We start from the raw sequence: 23,249 nt of genomic DNA, 5'->3' as shown, positions 1-23,249 counted from the left end.
CGTAAGCGAATAGACGTTTAGGTTTGAGTAGTACCGTTCTTTAACAATCTGGAAGAAGTAAAAGTTTTATTAAGCGATATCGAAAGATATTACTTAGGGTAGTAGTAAAACTCATCAAACACAGTAGTAAGTGCTTGAACTTATAGCCGTCAAGGTTATAGGGACAAGTGAATAAGTGCACATGGCGGATGCCTTGGCGATTACAGGCGATGAAGGACGTAGAAGTCTGCGATAAGCTTCGGGGAGCTGACAAACAAGCTTTGATCCGAAGATTTCCGAATGGGGAAACCCGGCCTTTTAGGTCATCACTCACTGAATACATAGGTGTGTGAAGCGAACGCGGCGAACTGAAACATCTAAGTAGCTGCAGGAAAAGAAATCAACCGAGATTCCCAAAGTAGTGGCGAGCGAAATGGGAAGAGCCTGTACGTGATAGTCGTTTGGATAGTGGAAGCCTCTGGAAATAGGCGCCATAGCGGGTGATAGCCCCGTACACGAAATCCAAGCGGTGGTACTAAGCGTACGACAAGTAGGGCGGGACACGAGAAATCCTGTCTGAACATGGGGGGACCATCCTCCAAGGCTAAATACTCGTAATCGACCGATAGTGAACCAGTACCGTGAGGGAAAGGCGAAAAGAACCCCGGGAGGGGAGTGAAATAGATCCTGAAACCGTGTGCATACAAACAGTCGGAGCCTCGTAAGGGGTGACGGCGTACCTTTTGTATAATGGGTCAGCGACTTACATTCAGTGGCGAGGTTAACCAGATAGGGGAGCCGTAGAGAAATCGAGTCCGAACAGGGCGCCAGTCGCTGGGTGTAGACCCGAAACCAAGTGATCTATCCATGGCCAGGTTGAAGGTGCGGTAACACGCACTGGAGGACCGAACCCACTAATGTTGAAAAATTAGGGGATGAGCTGTGGATAGGGGTGAAAGGCTAAACAAACTTGGAAATAGCTGGTTCTCTCCGAAAACTATTTAGGTAGTGCCTCAAGTATCACCGACGGGGGTAGAGCACTGTTATGGCTAGGGGGTCATCGCGACTTACCAAACCATTGCAAACTCCGAATACCGTTGAGTGCGAGCTTGGGAGACAGACATCGGGTGCTAACGTCCGGTGTCAAGAGGGAAACAACCCAGACCGCCAGCTAAGGTCCCAAAGATTGGCTAAGTGGAAAACGAAGTGGGAAGGCTAAAACAGTCAGGATGTTGGCTTAGAAGCAGCCATCATTTAAAGAAAGCGTAATAGCTCACTGATCGAGTCGTCCTGCGCGGAAGATGTAACGGGGCTAAGCCAGTCACCGAAGCTGCGGATATCCGCAAGGATATGGTAGGAGAGCGTTCTGTAAGCCTGCGAAGGTGTCTTGTAAAGGATGCTGGAGGTATCAGAAGTGCGAATGCTGACATGAGTAGCGATAATGCGGGTGAAAAGCCCGCACGCCGTAAGCCCAAGGTTTCCTGTTCAACGTTCATCGGAGCAGGGTGAGTCGGCCCCTAAGGCGAGGCAGAGATGCGTAGCTGATGGGAAGCAGGTTAATATTCCTGCACCGTCGTATGATGCGATGGGGGGACGGATCGCGGAAGGTTGTCTGCCTGTTGGAATAGGCAGTTCCTGGTTCATAGAAGGCGCTTAGGCAAATCCGGGCGCGTAATTCAAGGGACTGGGACGAGCGGGCTTGCCCGTGAAGCAATCGGAAGTGGTTCCAAGAAAAGCCTCTAAGCTTCAGTCATACGAGACCGTACCGCAAACCGACACAGGTGGGCGAGATGAGTATTCTAAGGCGCTTGAGAGAACTCGGGAGAAGGAACTCGGCAAATTGGTACCGTAACTTCGGGATAAGGTACGCCTCGGTAGCTTGACCACTTTACTGTGGAAGGGCGAAAAGGTTGCAATAAACTGGTGGCTGCGACTGTTTAATAAAAACACAGCACTCTGCAAACACGAAAGTGGACGTATAGGGTGTGACGCCTGCCCGGTGCTGGAAGATTAAATGATGGGGTGCAAGCTCTTGATTGAAGTCCCAGTAAACGGCGGCCGTAACTATAACGGTCCTAAGGTAGCGAAATTCCTTGTCGGGTAAGTTCCGACCTGCACGAATGGCGTAACGATGGCCACACTGTCTCCTCCCGAGACTCAGCGAAGTTGAAGTGTTTGTGATGATGCAATCTACCCGCGGCTAGACGGAAAGACCCCATGAACCTTTACTGTAGCTTTGCATTGGACTTTGAACCAATCTGTGTAGGATAGGTGGGAGGCTTTGAAGTGAGGACGCCAGTTCTCATGGAGCCATCCTTGAAATACCACCCTGGTTTGTTTGAGGTTCTAACCTTGGTCCGTGATCCGGATCGGGGACAGTGCATGGTAGGCAGTTTGACTGGGGCGGTCTCCTCCCAAACGGTAACGGAGGAGTTCGAAGGTACGCTAGGTACGGTCGGACATCGTGCTAATAGTGCAATGGCATAAGCGTGCTTAACTGCGAGACCGACAAGTCGAGCAGGTACGAAAGTAGGACATAGTGATCCGGTGGTTCTGTATGGAAGGGCCATCGCTCAACGGATAAAAGGTACTCTGGGGATAACAGGCTGATTCCTCCCAAGAGTTCATATCGACGGGGGAGTTTGGCACCTCGATGTCGGCTCATCACATCCTGGGGCTGTAGCCGGTCCCAAGGGTATGGCTGTTCGCCATTTAAAGTGGTACGTGAGCTGGGTTTAAAACGTCGTGAGACAGTTTGGTCCCTATCTGCCGTGGGCGTTGGAAATTTGAAGGGGGCTGCTCCTAGTACGAGAGGACCGGAGTGGACGAACCTCTGGTGTACCGGTTGTCACGCCAGTGGCATTGCCGGGTAGCTAAGTTCGGAAGAGATAACCGCTGAAAGCATCTAAGCGGGAAACTTGCCTTAAGATGAGATTTCCCGGAGCCTTGAGCTCCTTGAAGGGTCGTTCGAGACCAGGACGTTGATAGGTCAGGTGTGGAAGTGCAGTAATGCATTAAGCTAACTGATACTAATTGCCCGTACGGCTTGTCCCTATAACCTTGACGGTTATATAGCACTTACCCGTGTTTGAGAACACTACCCCACTTTTACTTCTTCCCAGATTGTTGACAAGTCATGCCTGATGACCATAGCAAGTCGGTCCCACCCCTTCCCATCCCGAACAGGACCGTGAAACGACTCTGCGCCGATGATAGTGCTGCAACCAGTGTGAAAGTAGGTTATCGTCAGGCTCTTATTAGAAAAGCCCGCCAGGCATGAATGCCGGCGGGCTTTTTGCTTTGAGCGGGTCTGACCCTGGTTTGCCGGTTTTGGCTCAATTAGCGAAGCGGGACGCCCGCCAGATAAGCCAGCACCCCATTGACTTTCGAAAGTTGTATCCGAGACAAGCAACCAAAATATGTCTCAATTTGTAGAAATTTTGACTCAGCCTTCATACCCCGATAGTGTTAGATTTCCCTATAACACCCCACCTCATCGGGACATTTGGAGACAAAAATGGAATTTCGCAAAAGCCTGATCGCAGCCGCGATCGCCATGGTTGCTGCACAAGCCAGCGCCGCCCCAAGCTTGATGGCCAGCCCGGTTGCCTTCTCCGCCCAGGAAAAAGCGCGCCTGGTCTCCACCCTGAACGGTGAGCGGGGTAAGTATGGCCTGGATGCCGACCATGGCTACTCGATCGCCAGCCAGCATCCTGGCGAACAGGGTAGGGCAATCAGCCGCGTGAACCACACCTACAAAGGCGTTCGAATCTTTGAATCCGAAACCGTTGTAGTCACCGACCAGGGCGGCAATATCGTCAGCGAATCGGTCGGCGAGCGGCGCCAGGGCCTGTCGGCCAAGCGCTTCGACGTCAAGCCTTCCATTAGCGGCAAAGCTGCCATCGCCAAGGCAAGCCGCAGCGTACCGCGGGGCGGCGCCGCGATCGATCCGCCATCCGCCGAGCTGGTGATCTTCCCGATGATGAAGACTGTGCGTGCCCCCGGCGCCGAGAACAAGGCCGAGGCAGACCTGAACGCTGTCGACGTGCAGGACGTCGTTGCCGGCTATGAGCTGGCCTATCTGGTGAAAACCCGCAACCACGGCGCCTTCCATGACACCGTGATCAGCGCACGCGACGGCCGCATCCTCGACCAGTGGAACGCGATGCAGAACGTGGTCGGCATCGGCCACAGCCAGTACAACGGCGACGTTCCGATCAACACCACCCTGTCCGGCGGCGTGTACAAGATGATCGACGGCAGCCGCGGAACCGGCGGCGCCTTCGGCGCGATGGCAATCACCAATGCGAACCATGGCACCAGCGCCGGCGCAGTGTACAGCAACGCCACCAATGAATGGGGCGACGGCAAGCAGTACATCGCCGGTGGCAGTACCACCAATGCCAACGGCCAGACCGCTGCAGTGAATGCGCTGTGGGGCCTGATGAATACCTACGATATGCACAAGAATGTGCTGAACTGGTCTTCACTCGACGGCAACAACACCTCGACCTACATTGCTGTGCACGTCAACACGGCCTACGACAACGCCTACTACTCCGATGGCTGCAAGTGCATGTTCATCGGCGATGGCGGCAGCTACTTCAACAACCTGGGCTCCATCGATGTGATTGGCCACGAAATGGGCCACGGCATCACTGCAGCGACCTCGAACCTTACCTATCGCGGCGAATCAGGCGGCCTGAACGAGTCGTCCTCCGACATTGCGGGCGAAGCGGTGGAAGCCTACGCCCGCGCCGGCGGCACCGGCACTTCGCTTCCCGTCCCGTCGAGCAACGACTGGATGATGGGCAAGGAAATTTCGAAGTCCGGCAACCCGCTGCGCTGGATGTACAAGCCAAGCAAAGATGGCAAGTCGCCTGATGCATGGAAGTCCACCATCAAGCGCCTGGACGTGCACTACAGCAGCGGGCCTAACAACCGCATGTTCTACTTCCTGGCCAAGGGGTCCAGCGCTACCGTGGGCAGCGACACCTACTCCCAGTACCTGACCCAACAGCCGAAGGCGATGACCGGCATCGGCATCGACAAGGCTTACCGTATCTGGTTCCGCGCGAACACCACCAAGTTCACGTCGTCGACCAACTACGCAGACGCTCGTTTGAAAGTGCTGGCAGCAGCGCAGGAACTATACGGCGCCAACAGCGTCGAGGCGAAAGCAGTCCAGCGCGCCTATGCTGCCATTAATGTGGGTGCCGACGTGGCAGAATAAGCCGCGCAGCGACGCACAGGAACCGCCGGGGAAACCTGGCGGTTTTTTTTTTGCGCGTCGTGACAATGTGTGATTGTGCAACGGTCACTTGTTGGCAAAATGCAAGTCATGAACAGTATTTTTACGGCGCAGCTGGGATACGCAATGGCTGCCTTGTACGTGCTGCTGGGTGTTGTTTCAACGGGTGTGGGATTGGCGCTTGGCTCGCGTACCAGCCAGTTGCGCGACCAGGTCAATGCCTGGTGGTTCATCTTTCCTGTTGTGAGTTGCGGCTTGATTCTTTACCCGGTGGGTGCGCCTTTGCTCGCACTCGTCATCTGTGGCCTGGCCGCGCGCGAACTTGCGCCCTATTGCGGAGCAGCGTCCGGCCGCTTCCTTGGCGTCGCCATCGCAAGCCTCCTCGCAGCGGCCGGCGCCGGCGCTTACTCGCCTTTCTCGGTGCCGGCGGCGTTTGCACTGGCCGCAGTTGCCGCAGCCGTGCGCTGCTGGCGCACGCATGAACCGGCCGCGTTGCCCTGGCTCCTGTTCGCGCTGACCTGCTTCGGCATCAGCTTCGTCCCCGCCTTTGTCTACCTGCCGTTCGGGCCGACGGAAAACCTTTCCTGGCTGTTCTACCTGTTCATCGTGACGGCCTTGAACGACATCGCCCAATTCACCAGCGGCAAGCTATTCGGGAAGCAAAAAATCGTTCCACAGATTAGCCCGCAAAAGACCTGGCAAGGCTTGTTGGGAGGTGTTGTGGTTTCCGTCCTGCTGTCGCTTGCTTTAGGCGCCTACTTTGGCCTGGGCCAGCAGGCCTGGCTGGCCGCGATCGCTGTGCTGCTGTCGGTCGGCGGTTTCGCCGGCGACGTGATGTTCTCCGCGGCGAAGCGCAAGCTTGGCATCAAGGACTTTTCAAACCTGATCCCCGGCCACGGTGGGATGCTGGATCGCGCCGACAGCCTGGTGGTAACGGCCCCTTCGCTTTACCTGTTGCTCATTTATCGATAAGGAAAAAAGAATGAAAGTTGAACGAGGCCTTGCCTGGAGCGAGATCCAGTCCGGTTTTGAAGCGGCTGACGGCACGCGCCTGTTCTACCGGAGCTGGATGCCGCTGGCGCCACGCAGAGGAGCACCGCGTGCACTGGTCTTCCTGCATCGCGGACATGAACATTCCGGCCGTATCGGCACGCTGGTCGAGCAGTTCGGCTTCCATGGCGACTGGGCGTTCGCTTACGACGCACGCGGGCATGGTTACTCGCCGGGCGAACGCGGTTCGGCGCCAAGCTTCGCCACCATGGTGGAAGACCTGGATACCTTCGTGCGTCATATCTGCAGCAAGCATGGCTTTGCCATCGAGGATGTGCTGGTGGTGGCCAACAGCGTTGGCGCGGTCGTGGCGGCGACCTGGCTGCATGATTATGCACCGGGCGTGCGCGGCCTGGTGATGGCTGCTGCGGCCTTTGCAATCAAGCTATACGTACCGTTGGCCAAGCCGGGCCTGCGCTTTGCTCGGCGCTTCAAGCCGGAACTGTTCGTGACCAGCTATATCCGCCCGACCATGCTGACTCATTCGGCTGAGCAGGCACGCGCCTATGGCGAGGATCCGCTGATCGCCAAAAGCATTTCGGCCCAGATCCTGCTGGAACTTGCCGATACGGCGCAGCGCATCGTGCACGATGCCGCCGCCATCGACACGCCGGTCCTGATGCTGGCTGCGGACCAGGACTATGTCGTGCATGAAGCGCCGCAGAAGCTCTTCTTCGAGCGGCTGTCGTCGCCGTTGAAACGATATGTCAGGCTGCAGCGCTGCCGCCATGCCATCTTTTACGAGGAAGATACTTCGGCCGCGATGCAGGCCAGCCGCAGCTTTATCGAAGAATGCTTCGCGGCCAAGCCTGCATCACCGGTGCGTTTCGCGGCAGCCGATCGGGAGGGGCAGGGGGCGCGGCGTTACGCCGCGTTGCTGAACAACCAGACCGGCAGCGCGCTGACGCGGGCATGGTTTGGCCTACAGCGCAATATGCTGAAGGTTATGGGGCCGCTGAGCGATGGCATGAAGATCGGCCTGCGCCATGGCTTTGATTCGGGCGAATCGCTGGATTATGTATATCGCAACCAGGCGGGCGGCAAGCTTGGCTTCGGCGCCATGATGGACCGCGGCTACCTGGATGCTGTGGGCTGGCGTGGCATCCGCCTGCGCAAGATGCAGATGCAGCAGATGCTGGCGGAGCAGATCGCGGCGCACCAGGGCCCGGGCCCGGTGCGCATCCTGGATATCGCCGCAGGTTCCGCACGTTATGTGCTGGAGACCATCAAGCGCTTCCAGGACCGCGAGATCGAAGTCACGCTGTGCGACTACGAGCAGCACAACCTGGACCAGGCGAAGAGGCTGGCGGAGAAGCTGCAGGTCGGTGCCCGCATCGAGTACTGTCGCCGTGACGCGTTCAGCGCCGACAGCTACAAGGACCAGGAAGGCCGCTACGACATCGCAGTCGTATCAGGCTTGTATGAGCTGTTCAGCGACAACTCCCTGGTCTTGCAGTCGCTGTGCGGCGTTGCGGGAAGCCTGCGCGACGGCGGCTGCCTGCTGTATACCGGCCAGCCGTGGCATCCGCAGCTGGACATGATCGCTTACACCCTGACCAACCATCGCGGCGAGCCATGGCGCATGCGCCCGCGCGCGCAGGCCGAGATGGATGGCCTGGTTGCGCTGGCTGGCTGCCGCAAGCTGCGCACCAGGATCGGACTGGAGGGAATCTTTACAGTGTCTCTGGCGGAGAAAGCATCAGTGCCTGGCGCACCCGATTAAAAACGGTCACCAGCGACAGCAGCAGGACCGCGGCAAGCAGGGCGTTGTGCCAGAACTGCGCAGCGCCCATCCATTCGAGCAGGCCAAGCAGGCCGAAGGCGAAGGCGCGGTCGCTCTTGCCCATCGGGCCGTCGAAGCGGCGGGCAACGCCGATGCTGGCGGCCAGCACGCCGGCAAACTCCGCCAGCAACGCGAACACGACCACCAGCACCACCAGCTGCGCCGAGACTCCGGCCAGCAATGCAACCGGCAGGTACAGTGCGACGTCGGATAGCTGGTCGCACAACTCGTTCAGCAAGGCCCCCAGCGCTGTCTTCTTGCCGGTGGCGTTTGCCAGCATGCCGTCGACGGCATTCAGGGCCATGCGCAGCAACAGGAAGAAGGGCAGGCCCAGCCACAGGCCGAGGCATTGCGGCGCCAGTGCCAGCGCCGCACCGTAGCCGATGGAAAGCATCATCGCGGCCAGCGTGACCTGGTTCGGGGTAATGCCGAGCCGGCTGAGCAGCTTGAGGAATGGGCGCAGCAATTGCTGGAAGCGCGGTTTCAGCTGGTAGATCGAGATGCGCATGGCGTATAAGAGTTAAGGTAGATCCGGGCGATGAAAAGGCTGCGGCTGTAGCCCATGGCGCAATGCAGGTAGACTGGGCGGCCGTGCCGGCGCTCCGCGTCGATGGCAGCCAGGATAGTTCGAACCTGCTTGCGGGTGGGGGCCTGCAGGTCCAGCAGGGGCAGGTGCCGGTAATGGCCGCGGCGCAGCAGTTCGGTTTCGCTGAGTTCTGAGCTTAGGTCGATGATGCTGCACCCAGGCGGCAATTGCTGTGCTTCGCCGGCGCTCAGGCGGCGGCCTACCCACAAGCCGTCGGTCGCCATTGCGAAAGGCGGCCTGCCGCGATGGCGCCAGCGCACCAGCAGCCAAGTGGCGGCGTAGCCGGCAAGGTAGGGCCAGAAAAGAAACCAGATCCAGGCCGGATGCCGGCCGTGCTCTTTGCGCAGGAAGGCCGCGTTGCGGCGGGCGTATGCCAGGGCTACCAGCAGCAGGCTGGCTGCAATGTAGAACCATGGCCAGGCTGGCGCGAACAGGCAGGCCGCCAGCAGCGCCAGTCCCGCCATGATGGCGTAGTAGAAGGAAACGCTTTGCCGGGCGGACGCGCCGGGACGCACCAGCCGGCAGGCGGCGAAGGCGAGCACCATGCCGCCCGCGATATCGGCCACGGCGTGCTGCCAGGTCAGCAGCGTGCTGGCGCCGACCAGCAGCAGCCAGCAAGCCAGTGTGGTACGCCAGGCACGGCTTGCGAGGGCCGGCCGCAACGCAAGCCATAGCAGGATGCAGTAGGTAATGTGCAGGGACGGGAACTGGTTGTACGGCCGATCCGAGACGTCCAGCAAGCCATAGGCTAGCTGGAGGAAGCCGTGGTCGGGGACGACACGGCCGGCGGGAAAGCGCGCAGGGAAAAGGGCGAAGACCAGGCTGGCTGCGATGGTGGAGAGCATCAGGCGGCGGCTGTACACGCGCAGCGCGTCGCCCTTGCGGACCTTGAAGAAAGCCCATGCCAGCAACGGGACCGAGCTCGCATAGGGGATGATCATCCACGGCAGGAAAGGAATGGCCTGCTCGAACGGAAACGCCAGCGTGCGCTCGACCTGCGCCGTTTCGGCAGCATGGTTCGTGAGCGAATAACAAAGCCCGAACAACAGGGCGTTGATGATCAGGTGCATGAGTTGCATTCATGGCATTATGTCACGCGATATGAGCGAAGATCAAAAGTACGAGCGCTGCATGGTGATGGCGGGTGGAGGATTCCGCTTCGGCTACTACCTGGGCATGCACGCAGCCGCGGAAGACAGCGGCATGGCGCCCGATATCATCCTCGCCAGTTGCGGCGGTTCCCTGGCGGCTGCCATCATTCATGCCTTGCCCGACGCCGCCCAGCGCAAGCAGTGGCTCGCTTCCCCGGAGATGTACCGGTTCATGTGCGGCTTGCGCGCAGCGCCCCACGTGCGTGCATTGCCGGTTCTGGGTGCGGCGCTGCTGCGCGGCTTATCGCGCGCGCGGGCAACACGCGTCCCGGACGTATTCGGCGACTACATGTTCGAGCTGCCGGAAACGCTACCGCTGCCGCCGGAACAAGCGCAGCCGTCGCATGGCACGGCGCTCGCGATCGTCGCCGCGAAACTGCTGTTCGGCCGGGACCAGGCAGGCCAGCCGCGCGGCGACCGTGCCCTGTTCGCGGAAGTGCTCCTCGGCCCGGAGCGTGCATGCCAGCTGCTGCGGGGATGGCAGGCGCCGGCCAGTTCGCCTGCCTGGAGCTGCGGCGCGGTGGCGCCCGGGCTATTGCTCGACAGCGCCATGCCTGTGGCCGACGCCGTGCGCAGTTCAATCACCGATATGCTGTACTTTGCCTGCCACCAGCATGGCGGCGAGCACTATATGGGCGGCGTCATCGACCTGTTCCCGATCGAGATCGCGCATGGACTGGCCGGGCATGTGACGATGGAGGCCAAGGCGCCATTCGGGCAGGTGCTGGCGATTCCAGCGCTGCGCAATGTGCTCGGCATCGATGGCAACGCGCGGCTGAAGCACGTGCATGGCCAGCACGCCCACGCCTGGGTCGATACCAGCGATATCTCGAGCGCTCTGCGCGGCAGCGGCATGCAGAAGCGTATTGACTGGCTGGGCAACCGCATCAGGCTCGGGATGCCGCCCAGCCTTGCAGCGTATGAAGAGGATGTCGAAGCGCAATGGCAGTACGGCTACCAGCGCGGCATTGAAGCGTACGCCAGTCCGGGCCTGCGCCTGCGCCACGCAACAAGGTTCAACAGGGGAAGCACATGAAGGTGATGATTATCGGCGGAACCAGCGGCATCGGGCTGGCCCTGGCAGAGCATTACGCGCAGCAGGGCGCCGTGCTGGCATTATGCGGACGCGATCCTTCGCGGCTGGATGGACACCCCATTACCGCGCAGGCAGGCCTGCGCCGCTACGGCTTCGACATCGGCGAACGCCAGGCGGTGTTTGATGCGGTGGGCGATTTCGCCGAAGGCGGCCTGGACTTGCTGGTCGTCACCGCCGGACAGTATGCAGACGCCAGTGCGTTGGCGCAGGACCCGATGCGCAGCCTGCCGGTGGTGCGTACCAATGTGTCCGGCCTGTGCCACGCCTTCGATGCGGGCGCGCAGGCCATGCTGCGCAACGGGCGCGGCCAGATGGTGGCCGTGGCGTCGATTGCCGGGCTGCTGCACGAGTATCCGAACGGATCGCTGTACAGCGCAAGCAAGCGCGCGGCAATCGCCATCAGCGATTCCTACCGCAAGGCGCTGGCGCCGCATGGGATAGCCGTGACGGCCGTGGTGCCGGGCTACGTCGATACGCAAAAACTGAGGGAGCTGAACGGGGGAAGCGCGCAGCGCAAGCCATTCCTGCAGACCGAAGAAGAAGCCGTGCGCCGCATCGCCCGCGCGATTGCGGGCAGGGAAGCGCGCTGCATATTCCCCTGGCAGCTGCACGCCATGGTGCGTGTGTTTAACCTGCTGCCAAAGGGACTGCAGCGCTACCGCAAGAAGTGATCAGTAGCGGTAAGCTGCTTTCAGCATGAGGATGTCGACGCCGCTGTTGGGCCTCTTGATGCCGCCATTGGAGTAATGCTGTGCCTTGATGGCGACTTCCCACTTGTCGAACACATAGCCAACGGCGATATGGTCGCCGAACTGGAAGGCAGTCGACAGGCCGTCGTCATTGTTGTTGTAGGTCTTGGACAGCAGGTGTGCGCCGATGCCGCCTTCAACGTAGAAGCCCTTCTTGCTGGTATTTTCGAAGCGGATCACCGGGGTGAAGCCGACGTCGAAGATGTTCTCTTTATCGCCGGGTACGTTGTGCCACTGGCGCGCCTGCCAGAAGCCAACGCTGGCGTCCCAGTAGCCGGTGAGGTGGGTGCCATTGGACTTGAACCAGCTCCATTCGGGCTTGAAGTCCTGGGTGGCGCCCAGGCGCACCATGCGGATTTTGGAAGCGGAACCCGCTTCCACGTAGGCGGAATCGAGGTCGAAGGCGAAAGCGGATTGCGCTGCCAATGCCGCGGCAGCAACAGCGAACAGTTTTTTGATTTGCATGTTTTTCTCTCTAGTCCTTGCCACAGTCTTCATATTTGCTGAGGCAATGCCGGCAATTTTACTTTCGTTCTGAATTTTTTTCAGGCGACCCCATAATTGTTAGAATCACTGCAATCTTGGCATATCTGGAGCTTAATGTGGCGCATCCTCTGCGAATTGCATTTCTTGGCATCGGCTTGATGGGCGAGCCAATGGTCCTGCGCCTGCTGGCGGCAGGCTTCAAGGTGACGGCATGGAACCGCACCGCCGGCAAGGCCGGCGTGCTGGCCGCAGCCGGTGCGGATCCGGACGACGTGCTGCCGCATGCCGTGGCGGACGCGGCGGTGGTGGTGTCGATGCTGTCGGCCGGCGCTGCTGTCGGCGGCGTGATCGAAGCGGCGCTCGATGCACTGCGCCCGGGCACGCTGTGGATCGACATGAGCTCGACGCGCCAGGACGAGGCGCAGGCTTTCCATTCGCTGCTGACGGCGCGTGGGCACCGCTTTCTCGATGCGCCGGTGTCGGGCGGCGTGGGCGGCGCGCAGGCGGGTACGCTGGCCATCATGGCTGGCGGCAGCGCTGCCGATTTCGAAGCGGCGCGGCCGGTGCTGGAAGCAATGGGCAAGCCGAAACTGGTCGGCCCGGCCGGCAGCGGGCAGGTGGCAAAACTGTGCAACCAGCTGATCGTTGGCGGCACCATCAATATCGTGGCGGAGGCCTTGCTGCTGGCGCAGGCGGCAGGCGCGGATCCGGTGGCGGTGCGCGAAGCAATCCGTGGCGGCTTTGCCGAGAGCCGTGTGCTGGAGGTGCATGGCCAGCGCATGCTGGAGCGGAATTTCCTGCCGGGCGGCCAGGTGCTGACGCAGCTGAAGGACCAGCACAATATCCTGGCCGCGGCGGCGGCGGCAGGCGTGGCGCTGCCGGTCACCAGCCTGGTGACCGAGCGCTATGAATCGATCAAGGATGTGTATCCGCGTGCCGACCATTCAGCCGCGCTGCTGGCGCTGGAGCGGTTGAACGATGGCGTGCGCGTCGGCACGCAGGCCGACAAGCTGCCCTGACGCGGCCTTAGCGCGCCTGCGGCAAGGCGGCCTCCGCCAGGTGCACCCAGAAGCTGGCGCCGATCGGCAGCAGGCGGTCGTTGAAGTCGTAGCTGGCGTTGTGCAGCACGCAGGGTCCCAGGCCATGGCCGCCGTCGCGGTGCTCGCCTTCGCCGTTGCCGATGAAGATGTAGCAGCCAGGCTTCTCCTGCAGGAAGAAGGCGAAGTCCTCGGCGCCCATGGTCGGCTCGACATTGGCGTCCACCATGGATTCGCCGACGACCGCTTTCATGACGCCCACTGCGAACTGCGTTTCCCTGGCGTGGTTCACCAGCGGCGGGTAGTTGCGGCGGAAAGTGAATTCCACTTCGGCGTCGAAGGCTGCGGCAATGCCCGCCGCCAGCGACTGCATGCGCTTCTCCACCATGTCCAGTACCTCGGTGGTAAACGTGCGCACGGTGCCGACCAGCTTCGCATCGTCGGGAATCACATTGGTGGCGCTGCCAGCGTGGATCTGGGTGATCGACAGCACGGCCGTATCCAGCGGGCTCTTGTTGCGCGTGACGATGGTCTGCCAGGCTTGCGCAATCTGCACTGCGATCATGATCGGGTCGATGCCCTTGTGCGGCTGGGCCGCGTGGGCGCCCTTGCCGCGCACGGTCACGTGGAATTCGTTGGACGAGGCCATCATCGGGCCTTGGCAAGCGCCCAGCGTGCCCTGCGCCATGCCTGGCCAGTTGTGCATGCCGTAGATCGCATCCATCGGGAAGCGCTGGAACAGGCCGTCCTTGATCATTGCCCGCGCGCCGGCGCCGCCTTCCTCGGCCGGCTGGAACACCAGGTAGACAGTGCCGTCGAAGTTGCGGTGTCTGGCTAGGTGGTGCGCCGCGCCCAGCAGCATGGCAGTGTGGCCGTCATGGCCACACGCATGCATCTTGCCGGGGTGCCTGGAAGCATGGGCGAAGGTATTGATCTCCTGCATCGGCAGCGCATCCATGTCGGCGCGCAGGCCGATGGCGCGTCCGGACGTGCCGTTCCTGATGATGCCCACCACGCCGGTCTTGCCCAGGCCGCGCTCGAAGGGAATGCCCCATTCGGTCAGCCTGGCGCACACGACATCGGCAGTACGTTCTTCTTCATAGCAGAGTTCCGGGTGGGCATGCAGGTCGCGTCGGATCTGCTGCAACTCGGATTGAAACGCGATAATCGGGTCGATCAGTTTCATTATTGTTCTCCATCGGTGTTGCCATTCTAGCCTCCCGATGCGATTTTCTGGAATCGTTTACGATACTGTTTTCAGCCGTCGCCAAACCAGATCAAGATGTCATCCACACAAGTCCGCGCCACCTGCCCGCACGATTGCCCCGATACTTGCGCCCTGCTCGTCACCGTCGAGGATGGCGTGGCGACCGAGGTGAAAGGCGATCCGGATCACCCGACCACCGCCGGCGTGCTGTGCACCAAGGTTTCCCGCTATACGGAGCGCACCTATTCGCCGGACCGCCTGCTGTACCCGATGCGCCGCGCCGGCAAGAAGGGCGAGGGCAAGTTCGAGCGCATCAGCTGGGACCAGGCGCTGGACGAGATCGCAGCGCGCCTGAAGCCGCTGGCAGCAGCCGAGCCGGAAGCCATCCTGCCCTACAGCTACGCGGGCACCATGGGCCTGGTGCAAGGGGAATCGATGTCGTCCCGCTTCTTCCACAAGATCGGCGCCTCGCTGCTGGACCGCACCATTTGCGCCACGGCCGGCGCCACCGGCTACAAATACACGGTGGGCGCCTCGATCGGCACCGATATCGAACAATTCCAGGACGCCAAACTGCTCATCATCTGGGGCGGCAACCCGATTGCGTCCAACCTGCATTTCTGGACCCGCGCCCAGGAGGCCAAGCGTCGCGGCGCCAGGCTGATTGCCATCGACCCCTACCGCTCGTTGACGGCCGAGAAATGCCACCAGCACATCGCCGTCCTGCCGGGCACCGACGCGGCGCTGGCGCTGGGCCTGATGCATATCCTGGTGCGCGACGACCTGCTGGACCATGAATATATTGCCGACTACACGGTGGGCTTCGAACAGTTGCGCGAGCGCGTGGCGGAATGGACGCCGCAGCGCGTGGCCGAGACCTGCGGCATTACCGTCGAGGAAGTGGAGGGCTTGGCGCACGAGTATGGCGCAACTGCCAAGCGCGGCGAACCGGTCGCCATCCGCTTGAATTACGGGGTGCAGCGGGTGCATGGCGGCGGCATGGCCGTGCGCAACATTGCTTGCTTGCCAGCGCTGGTAGGGGCTTGGCGCCACGCCGCGGGCGGCGTGCAATTGTCGGCCTCGGGCACCTTCAGGAAAAACCTGGCCGCCCTGCAGCGCCCGGACTTGCTGGCGAAACAGCCGCGCACCATCAATATGACCACCATCGGCGATGACCTGCTGCGCCCCGCCTCGCCCGAGTTCGGCCCCCAGGTCAAGGCAGTCATCGTGTACAACTCGAACCCGCTGGCGATCGCGCCGGATTCGTCCAGGGTGCAGGCCGGCTTTGCGCGCGAAGACCTGTTCACGGTGGTACTGGAGCATTTCCAGACCGACACCGCCGATTATGCCGACATCGTGCTGCCGGCGACGACGCAGCTCGAGCATACCGACGCCCACAGCGCTTACGGCCACCTGTACATGATGGCCAACAATCCGGCCATCGCACCGATGGGCGAAGCGAAGCCGAACACGGAAATCTTCCGCCTGCTGGCCGCGCGCATGGGTTTCGACGATCCCTGCTTCCGCGACAGCGATGATGCCCTGGCATCGGTGGCATTCGTACAGTTCGACTGGGAGTCACTCAAGCAGAAGGGCTGGCAGAAACTGGAAGTTCCAGACGCACCCTTTGCATGCGGCAATTTCCCCACAGCTTCGGGAAAATGTGAGTTCTACTCGGAAAGCATGAAGCGGGATGGCCTGGACCCGCTGCCGACCTACATTCCCAACTACGAATCGGCGGTATCTACCCCCGATCTGGCGGCAAAATACCCGCTGGCGATGATATCTCCCCCGGCGCGCAACTTCCTGAACTCGACTTTTGTCAACGTGCAAAGCCTGCGCGCCACGGAGGGCGAACCGCAGCTCGACATCCACCCTGACGATGCGGCAACACGTGCTATCAACCACGGCGATATGGTGCGCATCTTCAACGATCGTGGTTCCTTCGTGTGCAAGGCACGCGTGACGCCGAAGGCCCGCCAAGGGTTGGTGGTAGGGCTGTCGATCTGGTGGAAGAAGCTGGCCGGCGATGGCAAGAACGCCAATGAAGTGACCAGCCAGCGGCTGACTGACATGGGTCGTGCACCGACGTTTTACGATACACTGGTTCAAGTCGAGAAAGCCGCCTGAGAATGATTTATGCGCACGTTAGCACACCTGAAACTGCGCGCCAGATACCTGGCGACGGCGGGTGTGTGCGCCGCCCTCCTGGCCGGTTGTGCGCAGTTCAAATATTACTTCCAGGCTGCCCAAGGCCAGTACGCGCTCTGGTCTGACGCCCGTCCGGTCGACGACTGGATCGGCGACCCTGCCACCGATCCCAAGCTCAAGGCGCGCCTCGAAAAGGCCAAGCTGATCCGCAAGTTCGCGGTCCAGGAACTCGGCTTGCCGGATAACGCCAGCTACAAGCATTACGCGCCGCTGAACCGGCAATACGTGCTGTGGAATGTGGTGGCCACGCCGGAGCTTTCGCTGCGTCCCGTGCAGTGGTGCTTCCCGATCGCAGGCTGTGTCAGCTATCGCGGCTATTACGACAAGGCCGATGCCGAAGCCTATGCCGAAGAGCTGCGCAAGGAAGGCAACGACGTGCAGGTCGGCGGCGTGCCGGCCTACTCCACGCTGGGCTGGCTCAGCGACCCCCTGCTGTCGACCTTCATCAACCACTCCGACGCCGAGCTGGCGCGCCTGGTCTTCCACGAACTGGCGCACCAGGTGGTGTACGTGCAAGGCGATTCCAAGTTCAACGAAGCCTTTGCCTCCGCGGTGGAAGAGGCCGGCGTCAACCACTGGCTCGCTCTGTACGGCAACGACGCCATGCGCGAAGCCTATGCACGCTACAACGTGCGCCGCCAGGACTTCCTGAACCTGCTGGTGAAGCATCGCCAAATGCTGGCGGATAACTATGCCAGCAAAGCCAGCGCCAGGAAGAAACGTGAGGAGAAGCTGCGCATCTTTGCCGCACTGCAGGACGAATACAAGGTCCTGAAGGCAAATTGGGGTGGCTACAACGGCTATGATCGATTCTTTGCAGAACCGTTGAATAATGCCCATTTGGCATCTGTTGCAACCTATAATGATCTGCTGCCAGGCTTCCGCGCCTTGCTTTTAAAAGAAAAGGCATTCCCGCAGTTTTATGCTGCGGTGCGGAGCATGAGCAACCTGCCATCGGTGGAACGGCATGACAGGCTGCATGAACTGGCGCGCTCAATGGCGCAAGCCACTGAACCCACGACGGCGGCCGCTGCCAAGGTAGCGGGCACCGTCAATTGAAGCAAGATCGATGCTGCTCTGCAGCACGGAGGCCCGCTAGAGTACGCGTTCCAAATCCTGAAAATAGCTTGCCGTGTGTCATCCCGCACGATAGCATCTAGAGTGCGGGAAAGCACGGCCGTTCTATTTTCGCAAATAAAATATATAAAACTGAGACAAAGAGGCACAGGATGGAAAAAATCTGGTTGAAGTCTTATCCCCCAGGCGTTCCGAGTGAAATCGACGCGACGCAATACCGTTCCCTGGTTCACCTGCTTGAAGAATCGTTCCAGAAGTACGCGTCGCGCAATGCCTTCGTGTGCATGGACAAGTCCATTACCTATGCCGAACTGGACCAGCACTCCAGGCGCCTGGGCGCCTGGCTGCAAAGCCGCGGCATGAAGAAGGGCGCACGCGTGGCAGTCATGATGCCGAACGTGCTGCAATACCCGATCGCCATCGCGGCCATCCTGCGCGCCGGCTACACCGTCGTCAATGTCAACCCGCTGTACACGCCGCGCGAACTGGAACACCAGCTCAACGACTCCGGCGCGGAAGCCATCATCATCCTTGAGAACTTCGCGACCACCCTGGAACAGGTGCTGCCGCGCACCCAGGTCAAGCACATCATCGTCGCCAACATGGGCGAAATGCTGGGCGGCTTGAAAGGCATGATCGTCAACTTCGTGGTGCGCAACGTGAAAAAGCTGGTGCCGCCGTTCTCGCTGCCGAACGCGGTGCGCTTCAAGGACGCGCTGGGCCACGCCCGCAGCATGAAGCTGACGCCTGTTGAATTGCGCCATGAGGACGTGGCCTTCCTGCAGTACACGGGCGGCACCACCGGCGTGTCGAAGGGCGCCACCCTGACCCATCGCAACATCATCGCCAACCTGCTGCAGATGCAGGCCTGGTCGGCGCCGAAGCTGGCCGACCTGCCGCCGGATGAACGCACCATCATCTGCGCGCTGCCGCTGTACCACATCTTCGCGCTGACCGTGTGCGCCATGTGGGGCATCCGCGAAGGCGGCTTGAATGTGCTGATCCCCAACCCGCGCGATATCGGCGGCTTTATCAAGGAGCTGGCCAAGTACCGCTTCAATATGCTGCCGGCCGTAAACACGCTGTACAACGCGCTGCTGAACCATCCCGATTTCTCGAAGCTGGACTTCTCCGGCCTGAAGGTTGCCAACGGCGGCGGCATGGCGGTGCAGAAGGCGGTGGCCGACAAGTGGCTGGCCGCAACCGGCGTGACCATCGTCGAAGGCTACGGCTTGTCCGAGACCGCACCGGTGGCGACAGCCAACCGCTTCGACAGCACCGAATTCTCCGGCATGATCGGCTTGCCGATTCCTTCCACCGAAGTGACGATCCTGGACGATGCCGGCAACGAAGTGCCGCTCGGCACCCCGGGCGAAATCGCCATCCGCGGCCCGCAGGTCATGGCAGGCTACTGGAACCGTCCGGAGGAAACCGCCAAGGTCATGACGGCCGACGGCTACTTCAAATCCGGCGACGTAGGCGTGATGGATGAACGCGGCTACGTCAAGATCGTGGACCGCAAAAAGGACATGATCCTGGTCTCCGGTTTCAATGTGTACCCCAATGAAATCGAAGACGTGGTGGCGGCGCATCCGGGCGTGCTGGAATGCGCCTGCATCGGCGTGCCGGACGAGCACTCCGGCGAAGCGGTGAAAGTGTTCGTGGTGAAGAAAGACCCGAACCTGACCGTCGAAGCGTTGATGGAGCACTGCAAGCAAAACCTGACCGGCTACAAGAAGCCGAAATATATCGAGTTCCGCACCGAGCTCCCTAAAACCAACGTTGGCAAGATCCTGCGCCGCATGCTGCGCGACGAGAAGCCTGCCGACGACAAGAAGGCCGCGTAAGGCGGCAAGGCACACGAAAGGCAATACGATGGAAAAAATCTGGCTGAAGTCTTACCCTGAAGGCGTTCCCGCGGAGATCGATATTTCGCAGTACCGCTCCGTGACCCATCTGATGGAGGAGTCGTTCCAGAAGTACGCGAGCCGCAACGCATACGTCTGCATGGACAAGTTCCTGACCTACTCCGAAGTGGACCAGCTGTCGAAGCAGTTCGGCGCCTGGCTGCAGTCCAAGGGCCTGAAGCCGGGCGCGCGTGTCGCCATCATGCTGCCTAACGTGCTGCAATACCCGGTCGCGCTGGCGGGCATCATCCGCGCCGGCTACGTGGTGGTGAACGTCAATCCGCTGTACACCCCGCGCGAACTGCAGCACCAGCTGAACGACTCCGGCGCCGAAGCCGTGATCGTGCTGGAAAACTTTGCCACCACCGTGCAGCAAGTCGTGGCATCGACGCCGGTCAAGCATGTGATCGTGGCGTCGATGGGCGACCTGCTGGGCGGCCTGAAAGGCATGATCGTCAACTTCGTGGTGCGCAATGTGAAAAAGATGGTGCCGGCCTGGAATATCCCTGGCCACGTCAGCTTCAAGCAGGTGCTGTCCGAAGGTTCGCGCATGACCCTCAAGCCGGCCGACCAGAAGCCAGCCGATATCGCCTTCCTGCAGTACACCGGCGGCACCACGGGCGTGTCCAAGGGCGCCGTGCTGTTGCACAGCAACGTGGTGGCCAATATGCTGCAGAACGAAGCCTGGCTGCAAATGGCGCCGAGCAACAAGCAGATGGTCTTTGTAGCCGCGCTGCCGCTGTACCACATCTACTCGCTGACCATTTCCTGCTTCATGGGCTGGAAGCTGGGCGGCATGAACATCCTGATCCCGAACCCGCGCGATATCCCCGGCTTCGTGAAGGAGCTGGCCAAGTATCCGGTGACCGTGTTCCCGGCCGTGAACACCCTGTACAACGCGCTGCTGAACAACCCCGACTTCTCCAAGCTGGACTTCTCCAGCTACAAGATCTGCAACGGCGGCGGCATGGCCGTGCAGCAGTCGGTGGCGGACCGCTGGCTGAAGGTGACGGGCACCCCGATCATCGAAGGCTATGGCCTGTCCGAGACTTCGCCGGTGGCAACTGCCAACCGCGTCGACATCAAGGAATTCACCGGCACCATCGGCGTACCGATTCCTTCCACTGAAGTTGCGATCCTGGACGACGATGGCAAGGAAGTGCCGCTGGGCTCGGCCGGAGAAATTGCCATCCGCGGCCCGCAAGTGATGGCCGGCTACTGGAACCGTCCTGACGAAACCGCGAAGTCGATCACGGCGGAAGGCTTCTTCAAGACCGGTGACGTCGGCATCATGGACGAGAAGGGCTTCGTGCGCATCGTCGACCGCAAGAAAGACATGATCCTGGTATCGGGCTTTAACGTCTATCCGAACGAAGTGGAAGGCGTGGTGGCTGCACACCCAGGCGTGCTCGAAGTGGCTTGTGTCGGCGTACCAGACGCCAATTCCGGCGAAGCGGTGAAACTGTTCGTCGTGCGCAAGGATCCGAACCTGACGGCAGAAGTGCTGCTCGAGTTCTGCAAACACGAACTGACCGCGTACAAGAAGCCGAAGTACATTGAATTCCGTGATGAACTGCCGAAGACCAACGTCGGCAAGATCCTGCGCCGCCAACTGCGCGACGAGAAGAAGGCAGCATAAGCCGGCGCGTTTGATCTGGCGCAGTGTATGGCTCCGGCCCGGCTGTAGAGTGGAAAGCACCACCTGGGCAGCCTCCGGAGACCATATGGGCCTTCTTTACAACTTCACACTCACCCTCAGCACCGAAGGCCGCCGCGCATTGCGACAGCGCGAAGGCCTGCGTGGCTATTACGAAGTCTCCCATCCAGGCATAACGCCCGAGCAGGTTGAAGCAGCTTTCGACCTGTCCGTGCGCAGCGCGGAACGCGCAGTCCAGCGCCAGGTCAGCCACCATCCCCTCACCCAGGCGCAGTTCGATGCGCTGGTCAGCTACACGCACAATCTCGGCGCCGGCGGCGCGATGCTGGTGCTGCGCCGTATCGATTGCGGCGATCTCGATGGTGCGGCGGACGCCATGCTGCGCAATATCAGCGCGCCCGTTGGCGGCCGCCTGTTGCCGCACGCCGGGCTGGCCGCGCGGCGCAAGGAAGAAAGCGCGCCTTTCCGCGCCTAGCTTTCCCGGCGCGCGCCGGGCTTGCCGTCGGAAACGGAAAACGACGCCAGGGTGGACAGGCCGCTGTTCGCATCGCGCACATTGTCCAGCCCCTGGAACGCTACCGCCGCCCGCTCGGGGCGCAAATCCAGCAGCATGAAACCGCGCCTGTCGCTGCGGCCGTAAAGCATGTCGCGATTCATGTCGACGTATTGCTGCGTGCGCGCCTGCTGGCGCGAACTGGAGGTGACGGAGGTGCCGCAGAACTCTGTCGCCACCACCGGATTGCCGGCGCCGGCGGCGCGCGCAGGCTCGCGCCGCAAGTCGGCGGCAAAGAAGGTGTGCACGTCGCCGGAAAGCACCAATGGATTGCGTGCGCTGCGCACGGCTTCCAGCAGGCGGGCGCGCGCCGCGGCGTAGCCATCCCAGCCATCGGTCCAGAAACGGCCATCGCTGTCCCTGGCCAGGGGGACCTGCGTCAGCTGTGCCATCAGCGTTTGCTGCGCCAGGATGTTCCAGCGTGCTGTCGATTCCCTGAGGCCTTGCGCCAGCCACTGTTCCTGCTCGCCGCCCAGCATGGTGCGGCGCGGGTCGGCCAGGGCCGGGCAGGAGCGGCGATAGGCCGAGCTCGAGCCGCCGCGCCCCTTGGGCTGGCAGGCGTGCGTCGAACGATACTGGCGCGTGTCGAGGACATGCAAGCGCGCCAGCTGTCCCCAGTCGTAGCGCTGGTAGATGCGCTGGGCGCGCAGCGGCTGGTGCTCGAAATAGGCCTGGTAGGCGGCGGCGCGGCGCCGCTCGAAGTCCGGCGACAGCAATTCGTCGCGCGTCGGGCTGTAATCGTTGGCCACTTCGTGATCGTCCCAGGTCACCAGCCACGGCGCGGCATGGTGCGCGGCCTGCAGGTCGGGATCGCTCTTGTACTGCGCATAGCGCGCGCGGTATTCGGCCAGCGTGAAGCTCTCGTTGCGGCGCAGGGCCGTGCCGGGATGGTGCAGGCTGTAAGGCCCCCATTCATAGATATAGTCGCCGAGGAAGGCCACCAGGTCGGGCGCGGACCGCGCGATATGGCGGTGCGCGGCGTAATGGCCGAACTCCCAGTGCTGGCAGGATGCGACGGCCAGCTTCAGCGCGGCCGGCATGCTGCCGGGTGCCGGCGCGGTGCGCGTGCGTGCCACCGGGCTCACCGCATCGCCAAGCATGAAGCGATAGAAGTACCAGCGGTCCGGCTCCAGTCCGCGCACGTCGACGTGCACGCAATGGGCCAGCGCCGGCGCGGCGACTGCCACACCGCTGGCCGCGATGCGGGAGAAGCCTTCGTCGTGCGCCACTTCCCAGCGGACCTGCTGCGCGATGGACGGCATGGATGCGGCGTTCAGCGGATCGGGCAATAGCCGGGTCCAGAGAATGACCGAGCCGGGCAAGGGGGCGCCGGAGGCAACGCCCAGCGAGAACGGATAAGCGCCGTTGGCGGCGCTGCGTGCCTGTGCGGGCAGGTGGGGCGCCAGCACTGCCAGCGCGGCCACGCGGGCCGCAGCCTGGAGCAGGTGCCGGCGCGCGTCGTGCATGGG

Annotated in this window: 16 protein-coding genes and 2 rRNA genes; 13 read left to right on the top strand and 5 right to left on the bottom strand. The window is 61.4% G+C overall.

The genetic code is table 11. The features are described 5' to 3' along the window. Positions 1-161: 161 nt before the first annotated feature. From ACWBU6_RS29125 to ACWBU6_RS29105, 5 genes are all read left to right on the top strand, one after another. Positions 162-3,033: ribosomal RNA gene (locus ACWBU6_RS29125) — 23S ribosomal RNA — on the top strand. 85 nt (positions 3,034-3,118) lie between these two features. Beyond that, positions 3,119-3,231: ribosomal RNA gene (gene rrf / locus ACWBU6_RS29120) — 5S ribosomal RNA — on the top strand. Between the two features lie 265 nt (positions 3,232-3,496). Next, positions 3,497-5,212, top strand: coding sequence for a M4 family metallopeptidase (locus ACWBU6_RS29115; protein WP_452646807.1), 1,716 nt, complete (start codon positions 3,497-3,499; stop codon positions 5,210-5,212). A gap of 144 nt (positions 5,213-5,356) precedes the next feature. Then, positions 5,357-6,202, top strand: coding sequence for a phosphatidate cytidylyltransferase (locus ACWBU6_RS29110; RefSeq protein WP_452646806.1), 846 nt, complete (start codon positions 5,357-5,359; stop codon positions 6,200-6,202). Between the two features lie 10 nt (positions 6,203-6,212). Next, positions 6,213-8,003, top strand: a complete 1,791-nt coding sequence (locus tag ACWBU6_RS29105; RefSeq protein WP_452646805.1) for a bifunctional alpha/beta hydrolase/class I SAM-dependent methyltransferase — start codon at positions 6,213-6,215, stop codon at positions 8,001-8,003. On the opposite strand, the gene ACWBU6_RS29100 is transcribed toward ACWBU6_RS29105, so the two are convergent. Continuing rightward, on the bottom strand, positions 7,954-8,571 hold the full coding sequence (locus tag ACWBU6_RS29100) for a CDP-alcohol phosphatidyltransferase family protein (RefSeq protein ID WP_452646804.1): 618 nt from the start codon (positions 8,569-8,571) through the stop codon (positions 7,954-7,956). The two genes, ACWBU6_RS29105 and ACWBU6_RS29100, sit on opposite strands and share 50 nt — an antisense overlap. After that, positions 8,547-9,728, bottom strand: coding sequence for a phosphatase PAP2 family protein (locus tag ACWBU6_RS29095; RefSeq protein ID WP_452646803.1), 1,182 nt, complete (start codon positions 9,726-9,728; stop codon positions 8,547-8,549). The genes ACWBU6_RS29100 and ACWBU6_RS29095 overlap by 25 nt, the downstream gene beginning before the upstream one ends. A 22-nt stretch (positions 9,729-9,750) precedes the next feature. On the opposite strand from ACWBU6_RS29095, the gene ACWBU6_RS29090 reads away from it, so the two are divergent. Both ACWBU6_RS29090 and ACWBU6_RS29085 read left to right on the top strand, forming a co-directional pair. Continuing rightward, positions 9,751-10,836 (top strand): patatin-like phospholipase family protein, encoded by a 1,086-nt coding sequence (locus tag ACWBU6_RS29090; RefSeq protein WP_452646802.1) that lies wholly within the window; start codon positions 9,751-9,753, stop codon positions 10,834-10,836. Continuing rightward, positions 10,833-11,567, top strand: a complete 735-nt coding sequence (locus ACWBU6_RS29085; RefSeq protein ID WP_452646801.1) for an SDR family NAD(P)-dependent oxidoreductase — start codon at positions 10,833-10,835, stop codon at positions 11,565-11,567. Before ACWBU6_RS29090 ends, ACWBU6_RS29085 begins: the two co-directional genes overlap by 4 nt. Here the strand turns inward: ACWBU6_RS29085 and ACWBU6_RS29080 are convergent, their stop codons facing one another. Continuing rightward, entirely contained in the window at positions 11,568-12,110 is a 543-nt protein-coding gene (locus ACWBU6_RS29080) for an acyloxyacyl hydrolase (protein ID WP_452646800.1), read from the bottom strand. Positions 12,111-12,247: 137 nt separating this feature from the next. Between ACWBU6_RS29080 and ACWBU6_RS29075 the strand changes: the two genes are divergently transcribed. Next, positions 12,248-13,150 carry an NAD(P)-dependent oxidoreductase gene (locus ACWBU6_RS29075; protein ID WP_452646799.1) on the top strand — a complete coding sequence of 301 codons (903 nt, stop codon included), beginning with the start codon at positions 12,248-12,250 and terminating at the stop codon, positions 13,148-13,150. Positions 13,151-13,157: 7 nt separating this feature from the next. Here ACWBU6_RS29075 and ACWBU6_RS29070 read toward each other — a convergent pair whose 3' ends face one another. Next, entirely contained in the window at positions 13,158-14,354 is a 1,197-nt protein-coding gene (locus tag ACWBU6_RS29070) for a M20 aminoacylase family protein (protein ID WP_452646798.1), read from the bottom strand. A 96-nt stretch (positions 14,355-14,450) separates the two neighbouring features. Here ACWBU6_RS29070 and ACWBU6_RS29065 point away from each other — a divergent pair, with 96 nt between their 5' ends. From ACWBU6_RS29065 to ACWBU6_RS29045, 5 genes are all read left to right on the top strand, one after another. Then, complete coding sequence (locus ACWBU6_RS29065) at positions 14,451-16,505, top strand: molybdopterin-containing oxidoreductase family protein (protein WP_452646797.1); 2,055 nt, start codon at positions 14,451-14,453, stop codon at positions 16,503-16,505. Between the two features lie 9 nt (positions 16,506-16,514). Further along, entirely contained in the window at positions 16,515-17,645 is a 1,131-nt protein-coding gene (locus ACWBU6_RS29060) for an aminopeptidase (RefSeq protein ID WP_452646796.1), read from the top strand. 170 nt (positions 17,646-17,815) lie between these two features. Then, on the top strand, positions 17,816-19,510 hold the full coding sequence (locus ACWBU6_RS29055; RefSeq protein WP_452646795.1) for a long-chain-fatty-acid--CoA ligase: 1,695 nt from the start codon (positions 17,816-17,818) through the stop codon (positions 19,508-19,510). A gap of 28 nt (positions 19,511-19,538) precedes the next feature. Beyond that, positions 19,539-21,209: a long-chain-fatty-acid--CoA ligase gene (locus ACWBU6_RS29050; protein WP_452646794.1), complete on the top strand. Its 1,671-nt coding sequence runs from the start codon at positions 19,539-19,541 to the stop codon at positions 21,207-21,209. Between the two features lie 85 nt (positions 21,210-21,294). Continuing rightward, positions 21,295-21,702 carry a glycoside hydrolase family protein gene (locus ACWBU6_RS29045; RefSeq protein ID WP_452646793.1) on the top strand — a complete coding sequence of 136 codons (408 nt, stop codon included), beginning with the start codon at positions 21,295-21,297 and terminating at the stop codon, positions 21,700-21,702. Here ACWBU6_RS29045 and ACWBU6_RS29040 read toward each other — a convergent pair. Continuing rightward, the gene (locus ACWBU6_RS29040; protein WP_452646792.1) at positions 21,699-23,246 is read right to left on the bottom strand and encodes an alkaline phosphatase D family protein; all 1,548 of its coding nucleotides are present in this window, start codon (positions 23,244-23,246) and stop codon (positions 21,699-21,701) included. The genes ACWBU6_RS29045 and ACWBU6_RS29040 overlap by 4 nt on opposite strands. Between the last annotated feature and the right edge of the window lie 3 nt (positions 23,247-23,249).

The sequence above is a fragment of the Pseudoduganella sp. HUAS MS19 genome, from assembly GCF_053615455.1.
This window is presented reverse-complemented; position numbering and strand designations above follow the sequence as displayed.